Source organism: Paenisporosarcina quisquiliarum (assembly GCF_043641925.1).
Lineage (GTDB): Bacteria > Bacillota > Bacilli > Bacillales_A > Planococcaceae > Paenisporosarcina > Paenisporosarcina quisquiliarum_A.
Map to the genome: position 1 here is coordinate 52,769 of NZ_JBHZRU010000007.1, position 20,218 is coordinate 72,986.

Below are 20,218 nucleotides of genomic sequence, written 5' to 3' on the forward strand. Positions count from 1 at the left end.
TCAGTTAGAGATTTGACGATCTTAGTTAGAATTTTGCCGTTCTCAGTTCGAAAAATCACATTCTTGGTTAGAAGTATCGCCATCTCAGTTGTAATTGTCCTCATAGTAAGATCTCAGTATAGGGCTAGTCCAACAGCAAACGGCTGCGAAATTGAAACGGTCAGCCCCTATTTGCCCTGCCCGCTCCGCTTGGCAGGTGTTACTGTTGGTAAATGGTCGCTCAGTTAGAGATTTGACGATCTTAGTTAGAATTTTGCCGTTCTCAGTTCGAAAAATCACATTCTTGGTTAGAAGTATCGCCATCTCAGTTGTAATTGTCTAATTCGAGAATTGATTTTAAAGAAGAATTCTTTTACAAATGCAAAGTCTTAGCTTCATTAAGAATACAAAAAACGAGACGAAGCAAAATACACTTCGTCTCATCTAAACATTCATTTTGAATTAGGAACAACATTTTTAAAGCAAACTATACAATTCGATGCCTTCATTCTTATCTTGGAACCATCTCATCGCAAAATCATTTTCAAATAAGAAGACATACCTGTCAAATCGATCTCTCACCAACATACTTCGTGGACTAGACATCGATTCAGTAACCTTCTCTTCATTCATAATCCATCGAGCAATTTTGTTACCAATTGGTTCCATTCGAACTTCGACGTTGTATTCGGCTCTCATACGATGTTCGAATACTTCAAATTGAAGTTGACCAACTGCACCTAAAATAACATCTTCGGTGTGCAATGTTTTGTAGTACTGTATTGCGCCTTCTTGTACGAGTTGCATAATTCCTTTGTGGAAATGCTTTGATTTCATAACGTTTTTAGCTGTTACACGTACAAAGAGTTCAGGGGTAAATTGAGGTAACTTTTCATACATGAATGATTTTTTGCCACCAGTGATTGTATCCCCAATTTGATAACTTCCTGTGTCGTGGAGACCAATTATGTCACCAGCGACCGCTTCATTGACTGTTTCACGATCATCAGCTAAAAACTGAGTTGATTGAGTTAGTTTAAACGTTTTACCAGTTCGAGCCAAGGTAACCGTCATGCCACGTTCGAATTTACCAGAAACAATTCTTACAAAAGCAATACGGTCACGATGAGCCGGATTCATGTTTGCTTGTATTTTGAAAATAAAGCCTGAAAACTCGTCAGATACTGGATTGATTGTTACATCATTATCTGTTTTTCTTGGTTGTGGAGTTGGTGCAAATTGCAAATAGGTTTCTAAAAAGGTTTGAACACCAAAATTAGTTAATGCACTACCGAAGAATACAGGTGTCATTTCACCATTTTTAATTTTCTCAACATCGAAATCGTTACCCGCTTCATTTAACAACATAATGTCGTCCATTGCTTGTTTGTAATAAGTCGATTCCTTCATTGGATGATCAACTGCAAGCTCTCCAGTATCAGTTACTGGCAAGAAGCGATCTTTTTCTTCTGTTCTAAATTGTTCAATGCGGTTATTGTAACGATCATATATTCCTAAAAACTCTTTCCCCATACCGATTGGCCAATTCATCGCATACGATTGGATACCTAAAACTTCTTCTAACTCTTCCATTAATTCTAAAGGTTCTTTACCTTGTCGGTCCATTTTATTAATAAAAGTAAAGATTGGAATTCCACGAAGTCGACAAACTTTAAATAGTTTAATCGTTTGCGCTTCAATCCCTTTTGCAACATCGACGATCATCACGGCACTATCAACAGCCATTAATGTTCGGTACGTATCTTCACTGAAATCTTGGTGACCAGGTGTATCTAAAATATTGATTCGGCAATCATCGTAGTCGAATTGCATAACAGACGAGGTCACAGAGATCCCACGTTGTTTTTCAATTTCCATCCAATCGGACGTAGCGAATTTACCCGTTTTCTTTGCTTTTACAGTGCCTGCATCACGAATAGCGCCGCCAAAAAACAACAATTTTTCGGTCATCGTTGTTTTCCCAGCATCGGGATGGGAAATAATTGCAAAGGTTCTTCTGGATTCTATTTGGTCTTGAATTTGGTTATTCATATATAATGATTCTCCTTCTTTTACCTTATTCATCATATGGAAAAATTCATAAAAATACAAGTGCAGGAACATCGAAAGAACCGACCATGAAACTGATCGGTTCTTTCTTTAAGTTCGTGATGTAGAATCTTGGAATTTGAGCTTTCCTGCTGCGAGTGCAATATCCCCGTCACTATGAGGATACTTCGTACTTCCGATAATTTGATAATCTTCGTGACCTTTACCCGCAAAGATAATCATATCTCCTGGTTCGGCAATTGAAATGGCATGTTTAACCGCTTCTTCACGATCTCCAATACATGCATATTGGTCATGCTTCATGCCTTTTTCTAAGTCCGATAAAATCGAATCGTATGGCTCATTTCGTGGGTCGTCCGTCGTTAAAATTACATAATCAGCTACAGATGCCTTCTCTGCCATAATTGGTCGCTTAGAACGGTCACGATTTCCACCAGTTCCAACCAAGAATATTAAACGTTTCTTTTTAAACGCCAAAACAGATGAAATGGCTTTTTCAATTGCATCAGGTGTATGTGCATAATCAATAAAAATAGAAATAGGCAACTCACTCTCGAGTTTTTCCATTCTTCCTTTTACAGGTGGAATTTTTTCAAGTTCTTTTAGAATAGAGTCTAAAGGAATGCCTTTTGTATACAGAGCAGCAACCGCTGCTAATGCATTATAGACATTGAATTCGCCTAATAAATTCATTCGAACTGGGAAGGTACCTTCTGGAGATTTCAAATTAAATTGTGTGCAATCTGCATGTAATTGAATATCTAATCCCTCAAAATGGGCATGTTGTTTAATTGAATAAGTCCAAACAGGAAAACTTGTTAATTCTTTTAATCGATTAGACCAAGGGTCATCAATGTTTAAAATGGCATGTTTAGACTGCTCTAAATCCTGACCAAGTTGTGAGAACAATAATGATTTAGCTTGACCGTATTGTTCCATCGTCCCATGAAAATCTAAATGATCATGTGTTAAGTTAGTAAAAATAGCGATATCGAATTCCACGCCAGCTAGTCGGCCCAAAACAAGACCATGCGAAGATACTTCCATAATCATGGTTTCGCAACCTTCAACTTTAGCACGATGAATCATTTGTTGCGTGCTCAACGCATCACTAGTTGTATTAGCCGAATCATATAATACTCCATTTAAATTAAATCCAATTGTGCCAGTTAATGCAGACTTTACCTGTAAGCCTTGTAGCATACTTTGTATAATACCACTTACACTCGTCTTACCATTTGTCCCTGTAATCCCAATCATCGATAAAGATTTGGAAGGGTATTGATAAAACTTTGAAGCAAGGAGGCCAACAGCACGTGTCGTATCATCGACAATCACAAGTGCAACTCGTACTAAATCAATCTCAAGATCTTTTTCCGAGATAATGATTCGAGCACCATTTGCTATTGCTTGTTCCACAAAGTCATGTCCATCCACTGTATATCCTTTTATACAGATAAACACACAGTCTGGCTGAACACTTCTTGAGTCTACAGCAATATCCATTATTTCATTAGGTAAAGTTCCTTTAATTTGTTTAACTGGCAAACAACTGATTAAGTCAGCTGCGCGCATACTTGTTCCTCCTATTCCAAAACCATCGGAGATTTTACATATGCTTCTAAGAGTGAAGCAGAATGTTTTAATGAATCGATATGAGTTCGCTCAAAAGCATGTGATGATTCGATGCCTGGCCCAAACAATGCGTGTTTAACATCATATCCAGCTCGAATTGCAGCAGACGCATCAGAGCCGTAATAAGGGTAAATGTCTAACTTATATCCGATATTATGCTCTTTAGCTAAGTTGACTAAGTGACGAGTTAACTCGTAATGATAAGGACCGGATGAATCTTTCGCACAAATGGATACAGTATACTCATCAGAAGTTTGACCATCTCCAAGCGCACCCATATCAACTGCAATATACTCTACTACTTCACTTGGTATGTTTGAGTTACCACCATATCCAATTTCTTCGTTATTAGATATGTAAAAATGTGTCGTGTAAGGTAATTGGATATTCGATGATTTGATATTTTTCATTAATTGTAATAAAAGTGCTGTACTAGCTTTGTCATCTAGATGTCTTGATTTGATAAAACCAGATTCAGTTTCTTCAAATCGTGGATCGAATGAAACGAAATCACCAACATCTATCCCAAGTTTACTTGTATCTTCTTTCGAAAATACCTTTTCATCAATACGTATTTCCATATTCTCGGCATTTCGTTCAATGGAGCCTGAGTTTTTATAAACGTGAACAGACGATTGATGCAGTAAAATTGTTCCACGAACCTTTTTCCCTGAAGAAGTATGTATAAAACATGATTCGCCTTCCATCGCATTCCAACTAAATCCGCCGATTAATGAAAGTTTGACTCTCCCGTTACTTTTAACTTCTTTTACCATTGCCCCTAAAGTATCCGTATGAGCTGTTAATAATCTATGATTAGAATTGTTATCGCCCAATATAGTTGCTACAATAGCACCTTTATTTGTTTTTACATAGTCTACGCTTAACTCATCTAAATAAGAAGAAATGACCTTCATCACTTCGTTTGTATAGCCTGAAGGACTTGGTGTTTCTACTAATTTTTTAAGAATGTTAATTGTCTCTCTTTCGTTAAATGAACCATACATTCATAAAACCCCCTATATATATACATCTTAACAAAATTCGGCATTTTACGACACCGGCAAATCATGTATGATAATGGTACTACCTATTCAATGAGGTGAACTATGGAAAATACATTTATTTTACGAAAACGTAATCGATTATTTCTAAATATATTTGCGGTCGCATTATTCATACATACATTCTCATCCATTTTCGTTCATTTTGAATTATCCATACATATCCCTTTACTTGCTATTGTCTATTGGATTCTTTTATCCATGCTGCAAAAGATGGATGTAAATGAAAAATGGATACAATTTTTATTACTGTTTGGATTAAATGGGTACATCGTGTTAATTAATATTGATACTCCTTATTATATCCATGTTTTATTATTCATATATCCACTATTTGTCGCTTCATTATACCATTCTGTCATCCCTAATATCATTCTTTTAGGAATTACTTTAATGGAAATCATCTACTTTTTTAATCGATCTTTTAGCACGTTTAAACAAACTATCGATTACGCTGATTTATTTGAATTACTTTTTCTATTTTTCTTATTAGGTTTAACTGCAATCTTTCACTCAGTTTTCATTCAAAAAGCTTGGAAAAGGATGGAGGAAAACCAGTCATCGATGGAACGTGCACTCGAATCAAAAGAAGGCTATCTTCACCTGTTTTTTGAAAATGCAAAAGACAGTATTGCTGTTTTTGACCTAGAAGCTCGTGTAATCGAGGTCAATCCTGCATTTGAACGAATGTACGGATGGACTCGAGAGGAATGCATTGGTAATCAAATCCCATTAATCCCTCCTGAGAATATTGAGGCATCAATTGAAAGAGTCCAAAGAGTGTTCGCGGGTGAAACGTTTCATTTCCTTGAAACAAAAGATATGAGGAAAGATGGAACCTACTTCGATGCACAACTTACTCTCTCACCCATTTATAATCGAGATAACGAATTAGTAGCGATGTCCGTGATTTCTCGTGATATTTCTTACAAAAAAGAAGCTGAGCGGATGCTGGTGCAATCGGAAAAGTTAAAACTAGCGGGTGAAATCGCTGCAGGTGTAGCACATGAGATTCGTAACCCAATGACGGTTATTTCTGGATTTATTCAAATGATGAATCAAGATACTAAAAGTCCCTATCACTCTTACACACAGCTCATTCAGTCTGAACTCGGGCGAATTAATTTAATCATTAGTGAGTTTTTAGTATTAGCAAAACCTCATGTCACTACCTCAAAAGAATTTATAGTTGAAGATATTCTAAATGATGTTGTGATGTTATTTAAACCAGAATTAAATTTGCAAGCAATCGAATTAAAAGAACATATCAATTCATCGAAGACTTTTGTTTTAGGCGAACCCAATCAGATTAAACAAGTATTTATAAACATTGTTAAAAATGCCATTGAAGCATTAGGTGAAAATGGTCAATTGAATATATCTACGGAGGTTGCGGTCCAGAATGATCGAGAGATCACCATTAGCTTTAAGGACAATGGGCCTGGTATGTCTCCCGACGTTGTTCAGCAAATTTTCGAACCTTTCTTTACAACAAAACAATCTGGAACTGGTCTTGGCATGATGATTTCTGAAAAGATCATTAAAGAACATGGAGGTTCCATCCGAATAAGTAGTAAAGTTGGAATCGGTACGGAGGTGTCCATTTCACTTCCCTATCGAGACCGAAAAAAAATCAGTTCTTCCTAATGGAAGAGCTGATTTTTTCATACTGTGGATAAAAGAGTAATGGTTTTATATAACATTATAAAAATTTGATTTCTGATGTGTTGAACTTGAATGATAAATTAGGTGGTCGGGTAGTACTTTCGCTTCCCGCGGACGAAACACAAGCCTGTGGGGCCTAGCGTATTTCGTTATTCTGCAAGAGTCTTCAGAAATACCCGACCATTATCCTACTAAAAATGCTAATTAGTCGATCATCTTCATCTTACAACTTTCGTGGCATGAAAACGTTATAATTTCTTAATGTCTAAATATTACTTTACTGATATGGCTATAATAAATTCAAATGTGTATATGATTAAAAATGCAATAATTATTTTTATATGTTCAATGTAGTTGATTGGAGTGGAGACGGCGACTCCGGCGGAATGAGCAAGAACTGAAGACCCTGCACTGAGCATCGCGAGGGAAGCGGCTGAAGTCTTGCCCGCGGAAAGCGACCGTCGCAATGGAAATCAACATTTTTTATGTTAGTCAACAATACAAAGAAAAGCCGTTCTCCTTAACGGAGTAACGACTTTACTAGCTTCACTTTGTTTTTATATGGTGGAAATACAATATTGATTGGCAGCTTCGTGCTTTTCTTTAATATTGATTTGGCGTGTGTAAATGCTTCAAAACTTGCTTTCCCATGATACGCATTCATACCTGAAGGTCCAACACCACCGAAAGGCATATGGGCACTTCCTACGTGCGAAATGGTATCGTTTATACATCCTCCACCGAATGGTAATTCTTCTAAGAAATAAGAAGTTGCTTTTTCATTTTCACTAAAGAAATAAGCCGCTAATGGTTTTGGTAACTTGCGAACTTGTTGAATCGCAGTTTCCAATCGATCGTAGGTCATCACGGGTAAAATCGGTCCAAATATTTCATCTTCCATTGAAGGACTTTGCCAAGAAATGCCGTCTAAAATAGTCGGTTCGATATATAAATCGTTTGCATCCACTTTTCCTCCGAATACGATTTGAGAAGATTCCTTTTGGAGTAATTGTTCCAATCGATTAAATTGACGAGCATTAATGATTCGGCCGTAATCCGGAGTGCTTTGACGATCTTTTCCGAAAAACTCTGTAATGGTTTTCGACAATAATTGAATGAATCGATCTTTCACATCTTTGTGCACGAGTAAATAGTCAGGTGCGACACATGTCTGCCCTGCATTAACAAATTTACCCCAAACGATTCTTTTTGCCGCAACTTCTAAATTTGCTGTGTGATCAATGATGGCCGGGCTTTTTCCACCCAGTTCTAAAGTAATCGGTGTTAATCTTTCTGAAGCAGCTTTCATAACCACTTTTCCAACCGCAACGCTACCAGTAAAGAAGATATAATCAAATGGCGCATGAATTAAAGCAGAAGTCTCTTCTTTCTCACCTTCAACTACACGTATATAATGTGGAGCGAATGTGCTTTCAATAATTTTGCGTATAATTTGAGCCGTGTGATAAGCAGATTCAGATGGTTTAACAATTGCACAATTCCCTCCGATTATTGCCCCGATTAATGGTTCCATTACTAGTTGAAATGGATAATTGAAAGGTCCTACGATTAAAACAGAACCATAAGGCTCACGTAAAATAAAACTTTTCGCTGGCATTAAATGAAGAGAAGTTTTTACTGGTTCAGGTTTCATCCATTCATCTAGATTTTTCAACATAAATCCAATGCTATCTAAAACGAAGCCAACCTCTGTTGCATATGCTTCGAATTCACTTTTTCTTAAATCTTTATACAAAGCTTCTATTATTTCTGCTTCGTGATGCTGAACAGCTTGTTTTAATTTCACCAATTGTGCTTTACGAAATTCAGCGGACTTTGTCATCCCTTTATAGTAAAAATCATGTTGTACATTGATCATTTGTTCCACATCTTGAGCTGTAAAATTCATTATCTCACTCCATTTCTTATAGCCTAATAGTAGTCTTTCGCATGTTAATAATCAAAAGATTAAGAGGCTTAAACTATTCGCTTAAAATCTACTCTAGTAATTGATCAATCCATTTTTGTACGATTAATCCTTCTTCAAAAGTTACGAGGTAAGCATCTTTATTTTGCATAATGGAATGACACTCTTCAAATAAGGTGGAGGCTTTGACCTTAGGCTCTATTCTTCTAGCTTCTTGATCTATTTCTGCTTCCCATAATTCCGACCAATTTTTTAAGGTCATCACTTTTTTTGTCCCATAAATTTTAAAGGACAACATTTCTTCTTGTGCTATACCAGACTGGCCATTTATTAGGATTGGAATATTTTCATTCGTCTTACCAAATGCAATTGTACTAGTTTCACACAATTCTATATTTTCAGGATAATTGGTTTGAAATGCCTGTATGGAAAAATGATTAAATAGTCTATACATGATTTGAAAGTAATGTGGAAATACTTCTCTTATAAAGCCACCTTGCTCGCGTGATGCAATCCATGGATTTTGCTGCCACAGTCTCGGCCAATGTGGAAAATAGGTTTGAAGCTCGATTCTTTGGATGCTTCCGAGTGTACCATCATTTACTGCAGCCATCATGGATTGAACTGCATCACTATACATAAGCGGAAAATGCATGGCAGAATGGACATTCATTTCCTTTGTCACTTCGACCATCCGTTCACCATCGCTTACGTCATGGGCAAGAGGTTTTTCAGATAATATATGACAGCCGTGTTTTGCAGCTAGCTCAGTCAGAGGAGCATGTTGATTAGGAGGCGTTCCAATATACACCCAGTCAGGTTTTAAAGCCCATAACTCATCTAAAGAATTCAAACTATGTAAATGATATTTTGACTTTATTTCCTGCAATCGTGTCGAATTTTCATCATACACTGCCACGATTTCACATGTAGAATGTGCCAAAATCTGATTAATAATACGTTCTCCTACAATGCCAGTTCCAATTAGTGCAAACGTTGTTTTCTTCAAGTGAATCAACACTCCTTCTAGAAAATTTGTTTCATTTTTTAAAAACTTTGTTTCAGACTGTAACTTTTACGGGTAAAGAACTGTCAAACAATTAAGAAAAATAAGGGAGGAAATACACATGTTAAAAACAGAAACTTGGTGGGAACCCATCTTTTCAGGAAGCTTAAGCTTAGGAATTAACAAAGATCGCTTAAACGAGTTAGAGGAAGAAGCGTTCATTTACTTTGATGATACTGAAGAAGTCGAAACATTGGAACAATAAATTTGAAGAGAAATATCCAAACATGTCATACATAAACAGCTTCCCCTTAAATCTCAGGAGAAGCTGTCTTTTTTTGTTCATATAAATAAAACATTAAATAATACACAAAGGCACTAAGTAAGGATAGAATGGCAATAATAGTGAACGTCCAGAAAAACCCGAACCAAACCGTCATTGGAATTGATAATGGCGCAATCATTCGCCCGACCGTATAGCGTAAACTAGCTGCTGCAAAATATTGTCCTCTCATATGTTCAGGTGCCAACTTGGAAATAAAGCTTTGAGATAAGCCGACAATCATTAATTCGCCAAATGTAAAAATGGCCATCGCTAATACGAAAATCCAAAACAATTCATAATAAGCGAAAACCATCATCGCGATTGTGTATAGAATAGAAGATATAAAGAAGACATTTTTTTCACTGAATTTCAGTACATAACGTGTAACAGCTACAGTGAGTAATGCAACCAATAAACCATTCTCTGAAATAAGTACACTAAATGCCAACTCGCCTGTTAACTTGAAATCCCATCCAAAAACAGACATCAGTTGAGGATTTGCAATCACATCCTTCACATACACAGGAAGTAACAAATCAAGTTGCATAAAAGTTTGTGCACTTAAAACTCCTGCAATGATAAATAGTAAGAAGAGCTTATCCTGCATAATCACTCCGTAATCCTTTACTTGCATACGAATGGCATGCATCGCCCCTTTAGGAGTATCCGTTGCCAGGTTATCAACATTCGTTGGTAATGTTTCTTTCGTAAATTTAATTAAAATCCATGCTAATAATAAACACACTAAGCCTGCTACAACCATTAAACCAAAACGTGCACTAAAGAAGAAAATACCACCTAAAATTGGTCCAACAACGACCGCAATATTGATAGATGTATAGAAGACTGCAAATACTTCTCCTCTATGCTCTTCTGGAACGACATCAGCGACCATTGCTTGACTGGCTGGCCAGTATAAAGAACCAAAAACACTAGCAATTGTAAAAGCAATAAATCCTAATCCAGGTGATTCTAAAAATGGTGAATTAGCGAAAGCAAATAAGAAAAATGCTGCTCCCTGTCCAAATGACGAAATGACCATCATCGTTCTGCGACCAAATTGATCAGCGCAATATCCACCAACTAAATTTGCAGCTACCGAGAACACTTGAGACAAAATGAGCAAAAAGCCCGCTGTTGTTTTCCCGAATTCCTCTGCAAAGTAGATCGCAAGGAACGGGAAGAACATCCAAAACGTGATGTTCATAAATGCTTCACCGATTAATCTTGCTTTTAAACTTTTATCCCAATCTTTAATCTTCATGTTGTTTCTCCCTAGATGACTTGCTCAATACACTAATCCTACTTAGGTTAAGTCGAAATAATAAGCAGTACAACTGTTTCTCTAATTTTTTATAATTCATCTGTTCAAAGTTTCAGCAATTTCTTTTTTGCTAATAAAGCCTGTGAGATAGAAATACACATTTTAAATCGAACCTATTCAATACTTCTCCACAAATAAAGCGATGCATAACTTAAAAATGGTGACCACTGTGGGAAATGTGAAGACATTTCTTCAGCTTTTGGTTTTTCAGTGGATCCCCACAATTTTTTCAACGCATTTTGAAGTCCGATATCCGCTAACGGAAATAAATTAGGTCGACCTAGTCCAAATAATAAAAAGCTTTGGGCAGTCCAAGGTCCAATCCCTCTATATTTAATCAAGGTTTGTGTAATCGTATCATCATCTTCAAGTGCCAATTTTTCAAGATTTAATTCCCCACTCGCTATCGCTTGAGATACACCAATCACATATTCAGCTTTGCGCGTACTAAATTGAAGTTCTCTTAGTTCTTCCACTTGAAGCCGTGCAATCTTTTCTGGTTTTGGATAAAACCATACCCCATCGATTTCATGGCCATATGTATGCACAAATCGAGTCGTTAATGTATGAGCAAAAGCTAAGTTTAACTGTTGATGAATAATACTTTTCATTAACGTTGCGTAAAGTGAAAATTCACGCACAATCGGTGTACCCTTATGTTCGTCAAAAACAGCCGATAAATTAGTAGAAGCAAAATGTTCATGTATCGGATCTAACGAACGGTCGAAGTGAAAAATCTCTTTTACGAAGTTCATTTGCTCTTCAGATTCAACACCATCCAATTCAAATACAGGTTGATTTGTAGTTCCGGTTGCACGGAGTGTCAGTATTTTTCCTTCTTCAAGTGGAATATGAACACTTCTTTTGTCTTTATTTAATGAAATAATGGGGTCCATTGAAAGACGATCCAATACTCGCTCAAAATCGTAGGCAAAATCTAATTCAATTATTCGTTTCATAATATAACCCTTTCTACATAAAAAAATAGAATATGATACCATATGTACAGGTGATGAAAAATGAAAAAATGGCTACTCTGTTGTTCAATCCTTCTTTTATTAACAGCATGTGAAGAACAACCAAGTAAAACGACAAAAACAACCGGCACGACCGAACAAATTCCAGTAGAATTAGTCGACGTAATCGACGGTGATACCATTAAAGTTAAGTATAACGGAAACACCGAAACGATTCGCTACTTACTTTTAGATACTCCGGAAGTCAGACATCAAACGCTAGGTAAACAACCCGGTGGCGAAGAAGCGAGTGCACGTCACAAAGAGATTATGAAAACTGGACAAATTTCGATTGAATTTGATGTCGGAGATCGAATGGATGACTACGGTAGACTTCTTGCCTATGTGTATATCGATGGAAAATCCGTTCAAGAAATGCTTTTATCTGAAGGGCTAGGACGTGTAGCGTATATCTATCCTCCAAATACTCGTTATTTAGATCAGTTTGAGGAAGCTCAAGAAATTGCCAAAGATGCGAAAAAAGGCATTTGGGAAGTCGAAAACTATGCAACGGATCGAGGTTTTAATCAAGCCGTATTTGAGCAAAATAGTGACTGTTTAATAAAAGGCAACATTAATCGTGATGGGGACAAAATTTATCACGTACCAGATAGTCAGCACTATATCCAAACAAACCCAGAAGAATGGTTCTGTTCAGAGAGAGAAGCGAAAGCCGCTGGTTTTAGAAAAGCCGGCGGATGAATGGTGTGATTTGAAGAAATAATGGCTGAGTGATTTTGCTAACGAGGTGTTGTTCTCGATTTCATGAGGAGTATTCTAGGATTGACTGGGCGTATTCTAGGACTCGTTAGGTCTATTCTAGAATTCGTTAGGCACATTCAAGGATTCACCTCCCCTATTCTAGAATTCACCCGCTTCATTCAAAAATTCATGATTTCCAAACAATTAATTTAAAAGAGGAAATTCACTCTTTTTCAACGAAATTACATATCAAAAATCCGCATCATGAAGAAGGGAATGAATCAGATGCAAGTACTTGTACTTCGATTTGACTATAAATTGTCCACTAAATTAGAACAAGATCAAAGTAATCTCGCAGGGGCTGCCCTTCGTGGGAAAGAAACGTTAATTCCTCCTCATATGAGTTTGTTTACTTTTGAACAAGTTCATCCTGGAATTCTTGGCGAAATCATTAAGCCGTGGAGTGAAAAGCAAAAACAATTGCTTATCTCTCTCGCTTCACTTGGCTTTTTTAAACAAAAGGGAACGTTTTTTGCCGCTCCTGTGATCACGAAAGAATTAATAGAATTCCATACAGATTTGTATAATTTAATTGCCGATTTACATACAACAGAGATATCCCCTTACCTGCCAGGAAAATGGGTACCTCATGCTACTTTATTAAACAACACAGCACTTAATACGTGGGGACCATTGTTCCAACGTGCTGCCCTAGCATTTGAGCCGATGGATGGTAAAGCAGTAGCCATCGAATGTTGGACCATCGTCAACGGTCGAGCTCAAACTGAATGGACTCACTTCTTAAGCTAGTAATGCATGAACACCTATCCTAGGGCATTGACTATTTAGTCCACAGCGATATAATAGAATTTGTCCTAGTAAAAACGATCTTGTAGCTCAGCTGGGAGAGCGCCACCTTGACAGGGTGGAGGTCGCTGGTTCGAGCCCAGTCGGGATCATTGGGTCTAGAACCCGTAAGAAACCTTTATAAACAAGGGTTTCTCTAAAAAGCATCATCTCTTCGGAGGTGATGCTTTTTTCTTTATTGACCATGCCTTCCACAATAAAGTAGTTCAGCTCTTTTGAATTAATTTTTTAAAAAGGACTATTTAACATAAAAATGGGTATGTATATTGTTAGGAGTTAAAAAAAGGAGAATATTCCTATGAACCTTATTTCTTATGAATTAACTAAATTAGTCGACGATTATTACAAATGCGATAATCATAATATAAGAGAACAAATACTAGATGATATTCATTTCCTAACTGAAGCTGTAACAATGGGTTTTGATCAAGAATATAAACAATTACGTAATTGATTTAATTCTTAGAGTCATTTTATTTACTTAATAAAAAATTGATCATTAGTTTCAAAATCCTAAATGTATAGTTCGCCCTTCACTTCTCATAATAAAAAAAAGGAGTGATGAATATGGCGAAACGGACTAAGAAAAATGATGCAGACCAAAAGAATAAACAAGGTTTTGACTCCAGCAAAACAGATTCTGAATTCTCTAAAGAATTTGGCAGTGCCAATGCAAATCGAGCAAAAAAAGAAAAGGCTAAAAAAGAAAAAGCATCCAAAAACCAAGGAGAATGGAATGGAATGCATTGATTGCATTTAATGCATCGAATACTAAAATAGCTATTTAATATCTTTTAAAATTAATCAGTACAATTCAAAAGGGATCATCTTTAGTTTAGATGATCCCTTTTTCTCCTACTTACCTTAACCATCACAGTTTCATTCAAGAAATCCTTCTTAAAATCAATCCAATAATACTCTTTTAAAGATGTCTTAAATGATAATAATAGCGGTTTCATACGATAGTCTATTGCTTCGTATCTACTCCCATGCTATACTACGATAGCAAACGTGATTCAACGTTTCGTAATTAGTTTTGACATCCAATTATGTCGATTGTTATATACGCCAAAACCTAGTTAGGGTGGAAGGTTGTTTGTTCTAACCCAGTCGGAATTATTGGGTGCCAAACCCACGAGAACCCTTAAGGAACGAAGGGTTCTTCCAAAAAAGTCGTTCACTTCGGTGATCGGCTTTTTCTTATGATTAGGTAGATGGTGTGCAAAAAGAGATAATTTCATTAGAATTTGATGGGAGTGTATTCAATGATCTCACGTAAGGTAAGATATCGTATGTATCAACCTAAGTCTAAATCTAAGCATACATTTATTCTATTATTAATAGCTATTATGGGACTCATTGTTTTATCTATTCTTTATTTCAAATAAGACATGTAATTAAGGCAAGATTAGTTGAATCAACTTATTTTATTTTCAATAATTTCTTATCAATCTTTCCAAGCGAAGTATAGGGCATTTCCTCAACCATCATAATTTCTTTTGGCATTTGGAATCGAGCTACTCTGCTACTTAACCATGTTGTAATTTCCTCATTTGTTATTGTCGCGTTTTTTATTGGAAGAATGAATGCTTTTAGTCTTTGCCCAAATTGTTCATCCATCACTCCAATGACAGCGACATCTTCAATTGCATGATGTGTAATCAGCACCTGCTCCACTTCAATAGGGTAAACATTCTCTCCACCTGAAACGACCATATCATCTGTTCTTCCTAGTAAAAAATAGTAGCCCTGCTCGTCACAGAATCCTACATCCCCTGTTTGAATCCATGCATTCTTTTCATTTCTGATTGACCAATCATTCGTTATACAGAAGTGGCCGATCTCTCCTACGCTCACCTCCTTCATGTTTTTACTCATCACCTTTAATTGGACACCATTAATTTTTTTGCCAATTGTCGTTGAAGAAAAGCGTAAATCATGTGGCGTGGCTATTACATTTAAACCCGCTTCTGACGTTCCATATAAATTAAATAACACATCACCTAATTGGTTCTGAGTTTCTTCAATTAGTTTCGAACTAAGCTTTGCGCCTCCTGAGGCGATACATTTCAGTGACTGTAAGCTTTCAACAGAATGATTCAACATCTTTTGTAACATCAATGGAACCACCGTTACCACTTCTACTTGATGGGTAAGAATGATTTCACACGCTCGATGTGAATCAAATCCTTTACTGACCACGATTTTTTTACCCAATGCTAGGAATAAAAGAAGAACTCCAAGTCCATATCCATGGTAAATCGGCGTCGCAATATAAGCTGTCTGACGTTCTAACATATTAAATTTATTGAACAACGCTAAAAAAGGATTTAAATAGTTAAAGACTGAAGGTTTATGTGCTGCTTCTTTCGATATCCCTGTAGTTCCACCTGTTTGAAGGACGATTTTACTCATTGTTGTTCTTGGAATTTTTTTGTTATCACGGTTTCTGATCTGTACAATTTGATTAATGGCTGGTAATTGATTGTGGGTACTTAAAATTTTCGTGTTGTTAAAACCTGATTCCTCCACTAATGCGGTCAGTTCAACATCAAAAATTAAAACATCTAACTTTTGTTGCGACAAAAAACCGCTTAACTGACTACTACTAATTTCAGTGTTAAGTAAATACAAATCTGCTCCTAAACGAGACACAGCAAACATCGATTTAATGAATGAAGTATGATTGTGACAGAGGATACCTACTTTTTGACCACTGCCTATATGCTTTTCCTTTAAAGAAACTGCTAGGTTTTCTGACTCCAATAAAAGTTCTTTATAAGTCATTGTCTCGTTGTCATCTACCAATGCGATTCGGTTTCCATATGTACAACCAGCAAAATGCAATAAAGTCATAAGATTAATGCCACTCTTATAAAAAGCAGACATTAATCGGAATACGCCTACTGGTGAGAGTAATTTAATTTTAGATAGAACATGAAGAAGTTTAATGATCCTCATGGTAATTTCCTCTTTTTCTTAAATTCTGTGTCACGAAAAATCCAAAACCGCTTCTGAAAAACAGAGAACCGATTTGACCAAAAATGAGCCACCACGGTTGGTATCTCTTCCTTTTTGTATAAAAGGATTTGCTAATAATTTGGGCGACATGATTCGAGGACATAGCCGGTGCTTTTTTATATGCAGCTGTTGGCTCAATCATCGGAGTTTTGACTAATGGCAAATAAATAGATGTTGTTGAGATTCCCATTACGTTTAATTCAGGTTCAGCTGAACGGAACCACACATCAAATGCTGATTTAGAAGCTTGATAGGCTGCCCAAAAAGGAACTGGTGTTAATAAGGCATTTACAGTCGAAACATTAATGATATGTCCTTGATTCTTTTTTAAGGCTGGAATTAATGATAACAACAATTGTACCGGTGCAAAATAATTAATAGCCATGGTTCGGTTAAAATCATGGGATCGTTCTAACGAATCTTGAATGGACCTCTTAATAGACAACCCTGCATTGCTAACAACCATATCAACCCCATCTGGTATATGGAGAAGAAATGATAATAAGCCATTAAGCTGTTCCGCATTTCGAAGATCCGCATGATATACACTTACTTTAGCTACGGATTTTTCAATTTCTTTTTTCATTGTTACTAACTTTTTTTCTCTTCGTGCCACTAATATTAAATGACAATTTGCATCGGCTAAATCGTAAGCTAACTGTTCGCCTATGCCTGAACTTGCACCAGTGATTAACACGGTCTTACCATTAAGTTCAGCTAATAACTTTGCTTTATTAACATAGGTAGGTGTAAATAAAAATCTTTCTAAGAGAGTATATGTATACATGTGAATACCTACTTTTCATGACATATTTTATTAACAAACTAAAAATTATGAAACTATACATATGTTAGCATAAATATCCATTTTCTGAAGTGACTGTTTCCTAAATAACTTCAAGAAAGCCCCACTCAAATGAGCAGGGCTTCTTTTAATTACTATTTTGTCGCCTTTCTGCAACCCACCAATCAATATGAGCTAAGTTAAAAATAATCATATTTCGAATAGGAATGGTATGCGGTATAGCTCCATTCTGTACTAGGGAACTTAGCTTTTCTTCAGATAGTGGATAGTCAACAGAGTCAAGGTAGACCATAAGGCTTTTAATTCCTTGAACTTTTCTCATTTAACACCTCCCATTAAGTCTTCTTAATTCCTGATAATAAAGGAAGAAGACTTAACGTTAGTCGTTAAATCGATGTGGCTATTTATTTCTTACCCTCATTTCTGAAAAAGTATGCATTTTTTATAAAGTTTTTTGGTTCAAACTGCTTACTATAAAATTCTTTATTTAAATAGAAAATACCAGTTAGTTGGAAAAATGTTTTAATTGCTGTTAAAAGGGAAAATAGTCAATAGGAATTCCATTAATAATGAGGAGGAATTATTATGGGTCAAAAAGGTCAAGATAATGATAATCAACAAAACAAACATCAACGGATCTATCAGCAACAAAACAATCAGAATAATCAAGGTCAAGAGAACGAACAAGATCGTTTAAAAATGGAACAAAATCAACTTCATGCGAATCAAAACCTTGAGAACGAAAAAGAAGATTAGAAAAAGTTAGAACCGCTTCGCCTATTGGCTAAGCGGTATTTTTAAATCTAAAGTGTATGAAAGTATGGTAGTTGTACATACCATTAATGGTTTAATTCATAATTGAAAGGATGAGATGAAATGGAAAAGAAAACGAATGAGTCTAAAGAAAAACACACTCAAACCAACATTCATGAAGTAAATACGGCTCAACCTATTGGGAACGGTTTGTCTGACGAGAAAAAGAAAGAACTACATGTGAAGGACGGTCAAAACAATCACCATGTAGATGAACGCGGCGGATTTTAAATAAAAAAAATCTGGCAAGGGATTTTAAAATCCTTGCCACATTCCTTTTTCCCATTTATCAATAAATTGTTCGAACGTTAATCCGCATCGTTCTAAAACGCTGTGATAAACAAAATATTCTCCTAAACTTTCTAATAATCGGTCATTCATCTTCATATCCCCTTTGAATAAAATCCTTTACCATTTAACTTATTCCCTAAGTGGTTGTCCACAACACTAGAATGAGCAACTTTTCATAATAAAATACATGAACCATTCATTTGGTCTATTTTGCCCTAAATCACCATGGTTTAAACTGATGAATCAATTTCACAGATCACAAAAAATGCTGTAATTAATAGATATGCTACATTCTACTCGTTCGCTACAGCTGGACGCTTTCCGCGGGGCGGTCTGTGAGCCTCCTCATTCGCAAAGCTCGCTGCGGGGTCTCACCGAGACACGCTAATCCCACTGGATTCGCCAACTTCCGCTAAAATAAAAATAGCTCATATATAAATTAATCAAATGCTTATATATTCTTTTGAATTTGATTAGAAAAGGTAAATAATTTCCGATATGAAATTTTTCTCATCTAAGATATATCCAATTGAATTAATTACTTGACATGAAAATTTTTTAATATGTATTGAAAACCAATTTGTACATCTAAATTTAGATTTAATAAGTGTAAATCGGATTTTTAATAGGAAAGTGGTCGGCTATTTCTAAAGTCTCCTGTGGAGAAACAAAAGAAATACCCGACCATATTTATTCTTTAACCACAGGGAAATACTTACTAATAATAAGTGATTATTTCCCGCTTCCTTGCATAAAGTTTTTAGATCCACTATATAATCCACTCGCAGATAAACCTAACATAAGTCCGATAATGATTCCTTGCTTAATATCTGTCGTGATATAAAAAATTCCAGCTAACACGCCTAAAATAACAGCTATAAATGGTGAGAATCTATTCGATACTCCCGCACGTTTAAACAATTCGACTAATCCAAGAATCAATGGAATAATGGCGATATTGTAAACTTCAAACAACGCTTTCCCTCCTTTCCTACTAGCTTTGTACTATTGTATTCGCAGTGTTTCTTATTCATTCCAATGCAATTAGAAAAACATAGCCTGCACAAAAATAATGGTGCAAGCTATGTTTTTTTTAGACTTATATCTAAAAACCCTTAGACATTTTTTCAGTATAAAAAAACAATTCCTCTCTAATTGTTCTAGAGAGGAATTGCTCATTATGTATTAATTACTTTTTTGTATTGCTCCCATGCCTTCTAGTAATATTCTAGCGTCTTTATTCAAATAAGGCGTAATGTCTTCTCGAAGTAGCAACTCACTATGGTTTTTAACAGCAATCTTTAAGCCTCTAATATCAAACCTAGTAGCGTATAGGTTGATGGCATTGGTTGCTGCTACCTCTTCTCTCGATAATGGCTTTGAATTAGATTCAGAAGCATTTAAAAGAAAATCGAACAATTCTCGGGCATTTCTTTTTAATAAACTTTTATTGTCTTTCAGCAGCTCTTTGTTTTCTTCCATATACTTACGAGCTGCAACTAAGTCAACATCTTCTACACACGCATTAATTTTTGTAGCTAATTCTTGTAGATTCATGCTTAATCTCCTTTTACCTAAAAATGGTAATATTATGATAACTTGATAATTAAATCATATCATATTTGAAAACTATTTTGAGTAGCTAAATAAAATTATTTCAAAAAAAAACCGAATGCATCGGCAACTTAGCCGTTACATTCGGTTTTTC

At 35.9% G+C, this 20,218-nt stretch carries 22 protein-coding genes and 1 tRNA gene; 10 read left to right on the forward strand and 13 right to left on the reverse strand.

The annotated features are described in order from the left end of the window. Positions 1–456: 456 nt before the first annotated feature. From ACHUE4_RS06895 to ACHUE4_RS06905, 3 genes are all read right to left on the reverse strand, one after another. On the reverse strand, positions 457–2,031 hold the full coding sequence (locus ACHUE4_RS06895; protein WP_394188641.1) for a peptide chain release factor 3: 1,575 nt from the start codon (positions 2,029–2,031) through the stop codon (positions 457–459). A gap of 108 nt (positions 2,032–2,139) precedes the next feature. Beyond that, on the reverse strand, positions 2,140–3,624 hold the full coding sequence (locus ACHUE4_RS06900) for a UDP-N-acetylmuramoyl-L-alanyl-D-glutamate--2,6-diaminopimelate ligase (RefSeq protein WP_394188642.1): 1,485 nt from the start codon (positions 3,622–3,624) through the stop codon (positions 2,140–2,142). Positions 3,625–3,635: 11 nt separating this feature from the next. Then, positions 3,636–4,691 carry a M42 family metallopeptidase gene (locus ACHUE4_RS06905; RefSeq protein ID WP_394188643.1) on the reverse strand — a complete coding sequence of 352 codons (1,056 nt, stop codon included), beginning with the start codon at positions 4,689–4,691 and terminating at the stop codon, positions 3,636–3,638. A gap of 102 nt (positions 4,692–4,793) precedes the next feature. Here ACHUE4_RS06905 and ACHUE4_RS06910 point away from each other — a divergent pair, with 102 nt between their 5' ends. Continuing rightward, entirely contained in the window at positions 4,794–6,395 is a 1,602-nt protein-coding gene (locus ACHUE4_RS06910) for a two-component system sensor histidine kinase NtrB (protein ID WP_394188644.1), read from the forward strand. Between the two features lie 538 nt (positions 6,396–6,933). Here ACHUE4_RS06910 and ACHUE4_RS06915 read toward each other — a convergent pair. Beyond that, a complete protein-coding gene (locus ACHUE4_RS06915; protein WP_394188726.1) occupies positions 6,934–8,325 on the reverse strand; it encodes an aldehyde dehydrogenase in 1,392 nt (463 codons plus the stop codon). Between the two features lie 85 nt (positions 8,326–8,410). After that, positions 8,411–9,349 carry a Gfo/Idh/MocA family protein gene (locus ACHUE4_RS06920; protein ID WP_394188645.1) on the reverse strand — a complete coding sequence of 313 codons (939 nt, stop codon included), beginning with the start codon at positions 9,347–9,349 and terminating at the stop codon, positions 8,411–8,413. A 118-nt stretch (positions 9,350–9,467) separates the two neighbouring features. On the opposite strand from ACHUE4_RS06920, the gene ACHUE4_RS06925 reads away from it, so the two are divergent. Next, the gene (locus tag ACHUE4_RS06925) at positions 9,468–9,611 is read left to right on the forward strand and encodes a hypothetical protein (protein WP_394188646.1); all 144 of its coding nucleotides are present in this window, start codon (positions 9,468–9,470) and stop codon (positions 9,609–9,611) included. A 46-nt stretch (positions 9,612–9,657) separates the two neighbouring features. Here the strand turns inward: ACHUE4_RS06925 and ACHUE4_RS06930 are convergent, their stop codons facing one another. Both ACHUE4_RS06930 and ACHUE4_RS06935 read right to left on the reverse strand, forming a co-directional pair. Next, positions 9,658–10,935, reverse strand: coding sequence for an MDR family MFS transporter (locus ACHUE4_RS06930; protein WP_394188647.1), 1,278 nt, complete (start codon positions 10,933–10,935; stop codon positions 9,658–9,660). 173 nt (positions 10,936–11,108) lie between these two features. After that, a complete protein-coding gene (locus ACHUE4_RS06935; protein ID WP_394188648.1) occupies positions 11,109–11,954 on the reverse strand; it encodes a DNA-3-methyladenine glycosylase family protein in 846 nt (281 codons plus the stop codon). A gap of 60 nt (positions 11,955–12,014) precedes the next feature. Here ACHUE4_RS06935 and ACHUE4_RS06940 point away from each other — a divergent pair, with 60 nt between their 5' ends. The 6 genes from ACHUE4_RS06940 to ACHUE4_RS06965 all read left to right on the forward strand — a co-directional run bounded on the left by ACHUE4_RS06940 (position 12,015) and on the right by ACHUE4_RS06965 (position 14,968). Further along, positions 12,015–12,713 (forward strand): thermonuclease family protein, encoded by a 699-nt coding sequence (locus ACHUE4_RS06940; RefSeq protein ID WP_394188649.1) that lies wholly within the window; start codon positions 12,015–12,017, stop codon positions 12,711–12,713. Positions 12,714–12,989: 276 nt separating this feature from the next. Next, positions 12,990–13,523, forward strand: coding sequence for a 2'-5' RNA ligase family protein (locus tag ACHUE4_RS06945; RefSeq protein WP_394188650.1), 534 nt, complete (start codon positions 12,990–12,992; stop codon positions 13,521–13,523). A 76-nt stretch (positions 13,524–13,599) separates the two neighbouring features. Next, positions 13,600–13,672, forward strand: a tRNA-Val gene (locus tag ACHUE4_RS06950). Positions 13,673–13,878: 206 nt separating this feature from the next. Next, entirely contained in the window at positions 13,879–14,034 is a 156-nt protein-coding gene (locus ACHUE4_RS06955) for a hypothetical protein (protein WP_394188651.1), read from the forward strand. A 113-nt stretch (positions 14,035–14,147) separates the two neighbouring features. Next, a complete protein-coding gene (locus tag ACHUE4_RS06960; RefSeq protein WP_394188652.1) occupies positions 14,148–14,330 on the forward strand; it encodes a hypothetical protein in 183 nt (60 codons plus the stop codon). A 515-nt stretch (positions 14,331–14,845) separates the two neighbouring features. Further along, positions 14,846–14,968 (forward strand): hypothetical protein, encoded by a 123-nt coding sequence (locus ACHUE4_RS06965; protein ID WP_394188653.1) that lies wholly within the window; start codon positions 14,846–14,848, stop codon positions 14,966–14,968. A 34-nt stretch (positions 14,969–15,002) separates the two neighbouring features. Here the strand turns inward: ACHUE4_RS06965 and ACHUE4_RS06970 are convergent, their stop codons facing one another. The 3 genes from ACHUE4_RS06970 to ACHUE4_RS06980 all read right to left on the reverse strand — a co-directional run bounded on the left by ACHUE4_RS06970 (position 15,003) and on the right by ACHUE4_RS06980 (position 17,728). Continuing rightward, positions 15,003–16,541 carry an AMP-binding protein gene (locus ACHUE4_RS06970; RefSeq protein WP_394188654.1) on the reverse strand — a complete coding sequence of 513 codons (1,539 nt, stop codon included), beginning with the start codon at positions 16,539–16,541 and terminating at the stop codon, positions 15,003–15,005. After that, the gene (locus ACHUE4_RS06975) at positions 16,528–17,388 is read right to left on the reverse strand and encodes an SDR family NAD(P)-dependent oxidoreductase (RefSeq protein WP_394188655.1); all 861 of its coding nucleotides are present in this window, start codon (positions 17,386–17,388) and stop codon (positions 16,528–16,530) included. Before ACHUE4_RS06975 ends, ACHUE4_RS06970 begins: the two co-directional genes overlap by 14 nt. A 145-nt stretch (positions 17,389–17,533) precedes the next feature. Next, positions 17,534–17,728 (reverse strand): hypothetical protein, encoded by a 195-nt coding sequence (locus ACHUE4_RS06980; protein WP_394188656.1) that lies wholly within the window; start codon positions 17,726–17,728, stop codon positions 17,534–17,536. A 263-nt stretch (positions 17,729–17,991) separates the two neighbouring features. Between ACHUE4_RS06980 and ACHUE4_RS06985 the strand changes: the two genes are divergently transcribed. Both ACHUE4_RS06985 and ACHUE4_RS06990 read left to right on the forward strand, forming a co-directional pair. Then, the gene (locus ACHUE4_RS06985) at positions 17,992–18,162 is read left to right on the forward strand and encodes a hypothetical protein (RefSeq protein ID WP_394188657.1); all 171 of its coding nucleotides are present in this window, start codon (positions 17,992–17,994) and stop codon (positions 18,160–18,162) included. Between the two features lie 120 nt (positions 18,163–18,282). Then, positions 18,283–18,450, forward strand: coding sequence for a hypothetical protein (locus ACHUE4_RS06990; protein ID WP_394188658.1), 168 nt, complete (start codon positions 18,283–18,285; stop codon positions 18,448–18,450). 24 nt (positions 18,451–18,474) lie between these two features. Here ACHUE4_RS06990 and ACHUE4_RS06995 read toward each other — a convergent pair whose 3' ends face one another. From ACHUE4_RS06995 to ACHUE4_RS07005, 3 genes are all read right to left on the reverse strand, one after another. Then, the gene (locus ACHUE4_RS06995; protein WP_394188659.1) at positions 18,475–18,600 is read right to left on the reverse strand and encodes a hypothetical protein; all 126 of its coding nucleotides are present in this window, start codon (positions 18,598–18,600) and stop codon (positions 18,475–18,477) included. A 642-nt stretch (positions 18,601–19,242) separates the two neighbouring features. Continuing rightward, positions 19,243–19,485 (reverse strand): hypothetical protein, encoded by a 243-nt coding sequence (locus ACHUE4_RS07000; protein WP_394188660.1) that lies wholly within the window; start codon positions 19,483–19,485, stop codon positions 19,243–19,245. Positions 19,486–19,695: 210 nt separating this feature from the next. Continuing rightward, the gene (locus tag ACHUE4_RS07005; protein ID WP_394188661.1) at positions 19,696–20,067 is read right to left on the reverse strand and encodes a hypothetical protein; all 372 of its coding nucleotides are present in this window, start codon (positions 20,065–20,067) and stop codon (positions 19,696–19,698) included. Positions 20,068–20,218: the final 151 nt, after the last annotated feature.

What these genes read in the sequence shown, in the direction of transcription:
- ACHUE4_RS06895 (WP_394188641.1), bottom strand. Translation starts at nt 2,031, where the DNA reads ATGAATAACCAAATTCAAGACCAAATAGAATCCAGAAGAACCTTTGCA.
- ACHUE4_RS06900 (WP_394188642.1), bottom strand. Translation starts at nt 3,624, where the DNA reads ATGCGCGCAGCTGACTTAATCAGTTGTTTGCCAGTTAAACAAATTAAA.
- ACHUE4_RS06905 (WP_394188643.1), bottom strand. Translation starts at nt 4,691, where the DNA reads ATGTATGGTTCATTTAACGAAAGAGAGACAATTAACATTCTTAAAAAA.
- ACHUE4_RS06910 (WP_394188644.1), top strand. Translation starts at nt 4,794, where the DNA reads ATGGAAAATACATTTATTTTACGAAAACGTAATCGATTATTTCTAAAT.
- ACHUE4_RS06925 (WP_394188646.1), top strand. Translation starts at nt 9,468, where the DNA reads ATGTTAAAAACAGAAACTTGGTGGGAACCCATCTTTTCAGGAAGCTTA.
- ACHUE4_RS06930 (WP_394188647.1), bottom strand. Translation starts at nt 10,935, where the DNA reads ATGAAGATTAAAGATTGGGATAAAAGTTTAAAAGCAAGATTAATCGGT.
- ACHUE4_RS06935 (WP_394188648.1), bottom strand. Translation starts at nt 11,954, where the DNA reads ATGAAACGAATAATTGAATTAGATTTTGCCTACGATTTTGAGCGAGTA.
- ACHUE4_RS06940 (WP_394188649.1), top strand. Translation starts at nt 12,015, where the DNA reads ATGAAAAAATGGCTACTCTGTTGTTCAATCCTTCTTTTATTAACAGCA.
- ACHUE4_RS06945 (WP_394188650.1), top strand. Translation starts at nt 12,990, where the DNA reads ATGAATCAGATGCAAGTACTTGTACTTCGATTTGACTATAAATTGTCC.
- ACHUE4_RS06955 (WP_394188651.1), top strand. Translation starts at nt 13,879, where the DNA reads ATGAACCTTATTTCTTATGAATTAACTAAATTAGTCGACGATTATTAC.
- ACHUE4_RS06960 (WP_394188652.1), top strand. Translation starts at nt 14,148, where the DNA reads ATGGCGAAACGGACTAAGAAAAATGATGCAGACCAAAAGAATAAACAA.
- ACHUE4_RS06965 (WP_394188653.1), top strand. Translation starts at nt 14,846, where the DNA reads ATGATCTCACGTAAGGTAAGATATCGTATGTATCAACCTAAGTCTAAA.
- ACHUE4_RS06970 (WP_394188654.1), bottom strand. Translation starts at nt 16,541, where the DNA reads ATGAGGATCATTAAACTTCTTCATGTTCTATCTAAAATTAAATTACTC.
- ACHUE4_RS06975 (WP_394188655.1), bottom strand. Translation starts at nt 17,388, where the DNA reads ATGTATACATATACTCTCTTAGAAAGATTTTTATTTACACCTACCTAT.
- ACHUE4_RS06980 (WP_394188656.1), bottom strand. Translation starts at nt 17,728, where the DNA reads ATGAGAAAAGTTCAAGGAATTAAAAGCCTTATGGTCTACCTTGACTCT.
- ACHUE4_RS06985 (WP_394188657.1), top strand. Translation starts at nt 17,992, where the DNA reads ATGGGTCAAAAAGGTCAAGATAATGATAATCAACAAAACAAACATCAA.
- ACHUE4_RS06990 (WP_394188658.1), top strand. Translation starts at nt 18,283, where the DNA reads ATGGAAAAGAAAACGAATGAGTCTAAAGAAAAACACACTCAAACCAAC.
- ACHUE4_RS06995 (WP_394188659.1), bottom strand. Translation starts at nt 18,600, where the DNA reads ATGAATGACCGATTATTAGAAAGTTTAGGAGAATATTTTGTTTATCAC.
- ACHUE4_RS07005 (WP_394188661.1), bottom strand. Translation starts at nt 20,067, where the DNA reads ATGAATCTACAAGAATTAGCTACAAAAATTAATGCGTGTGTAGAAGAT.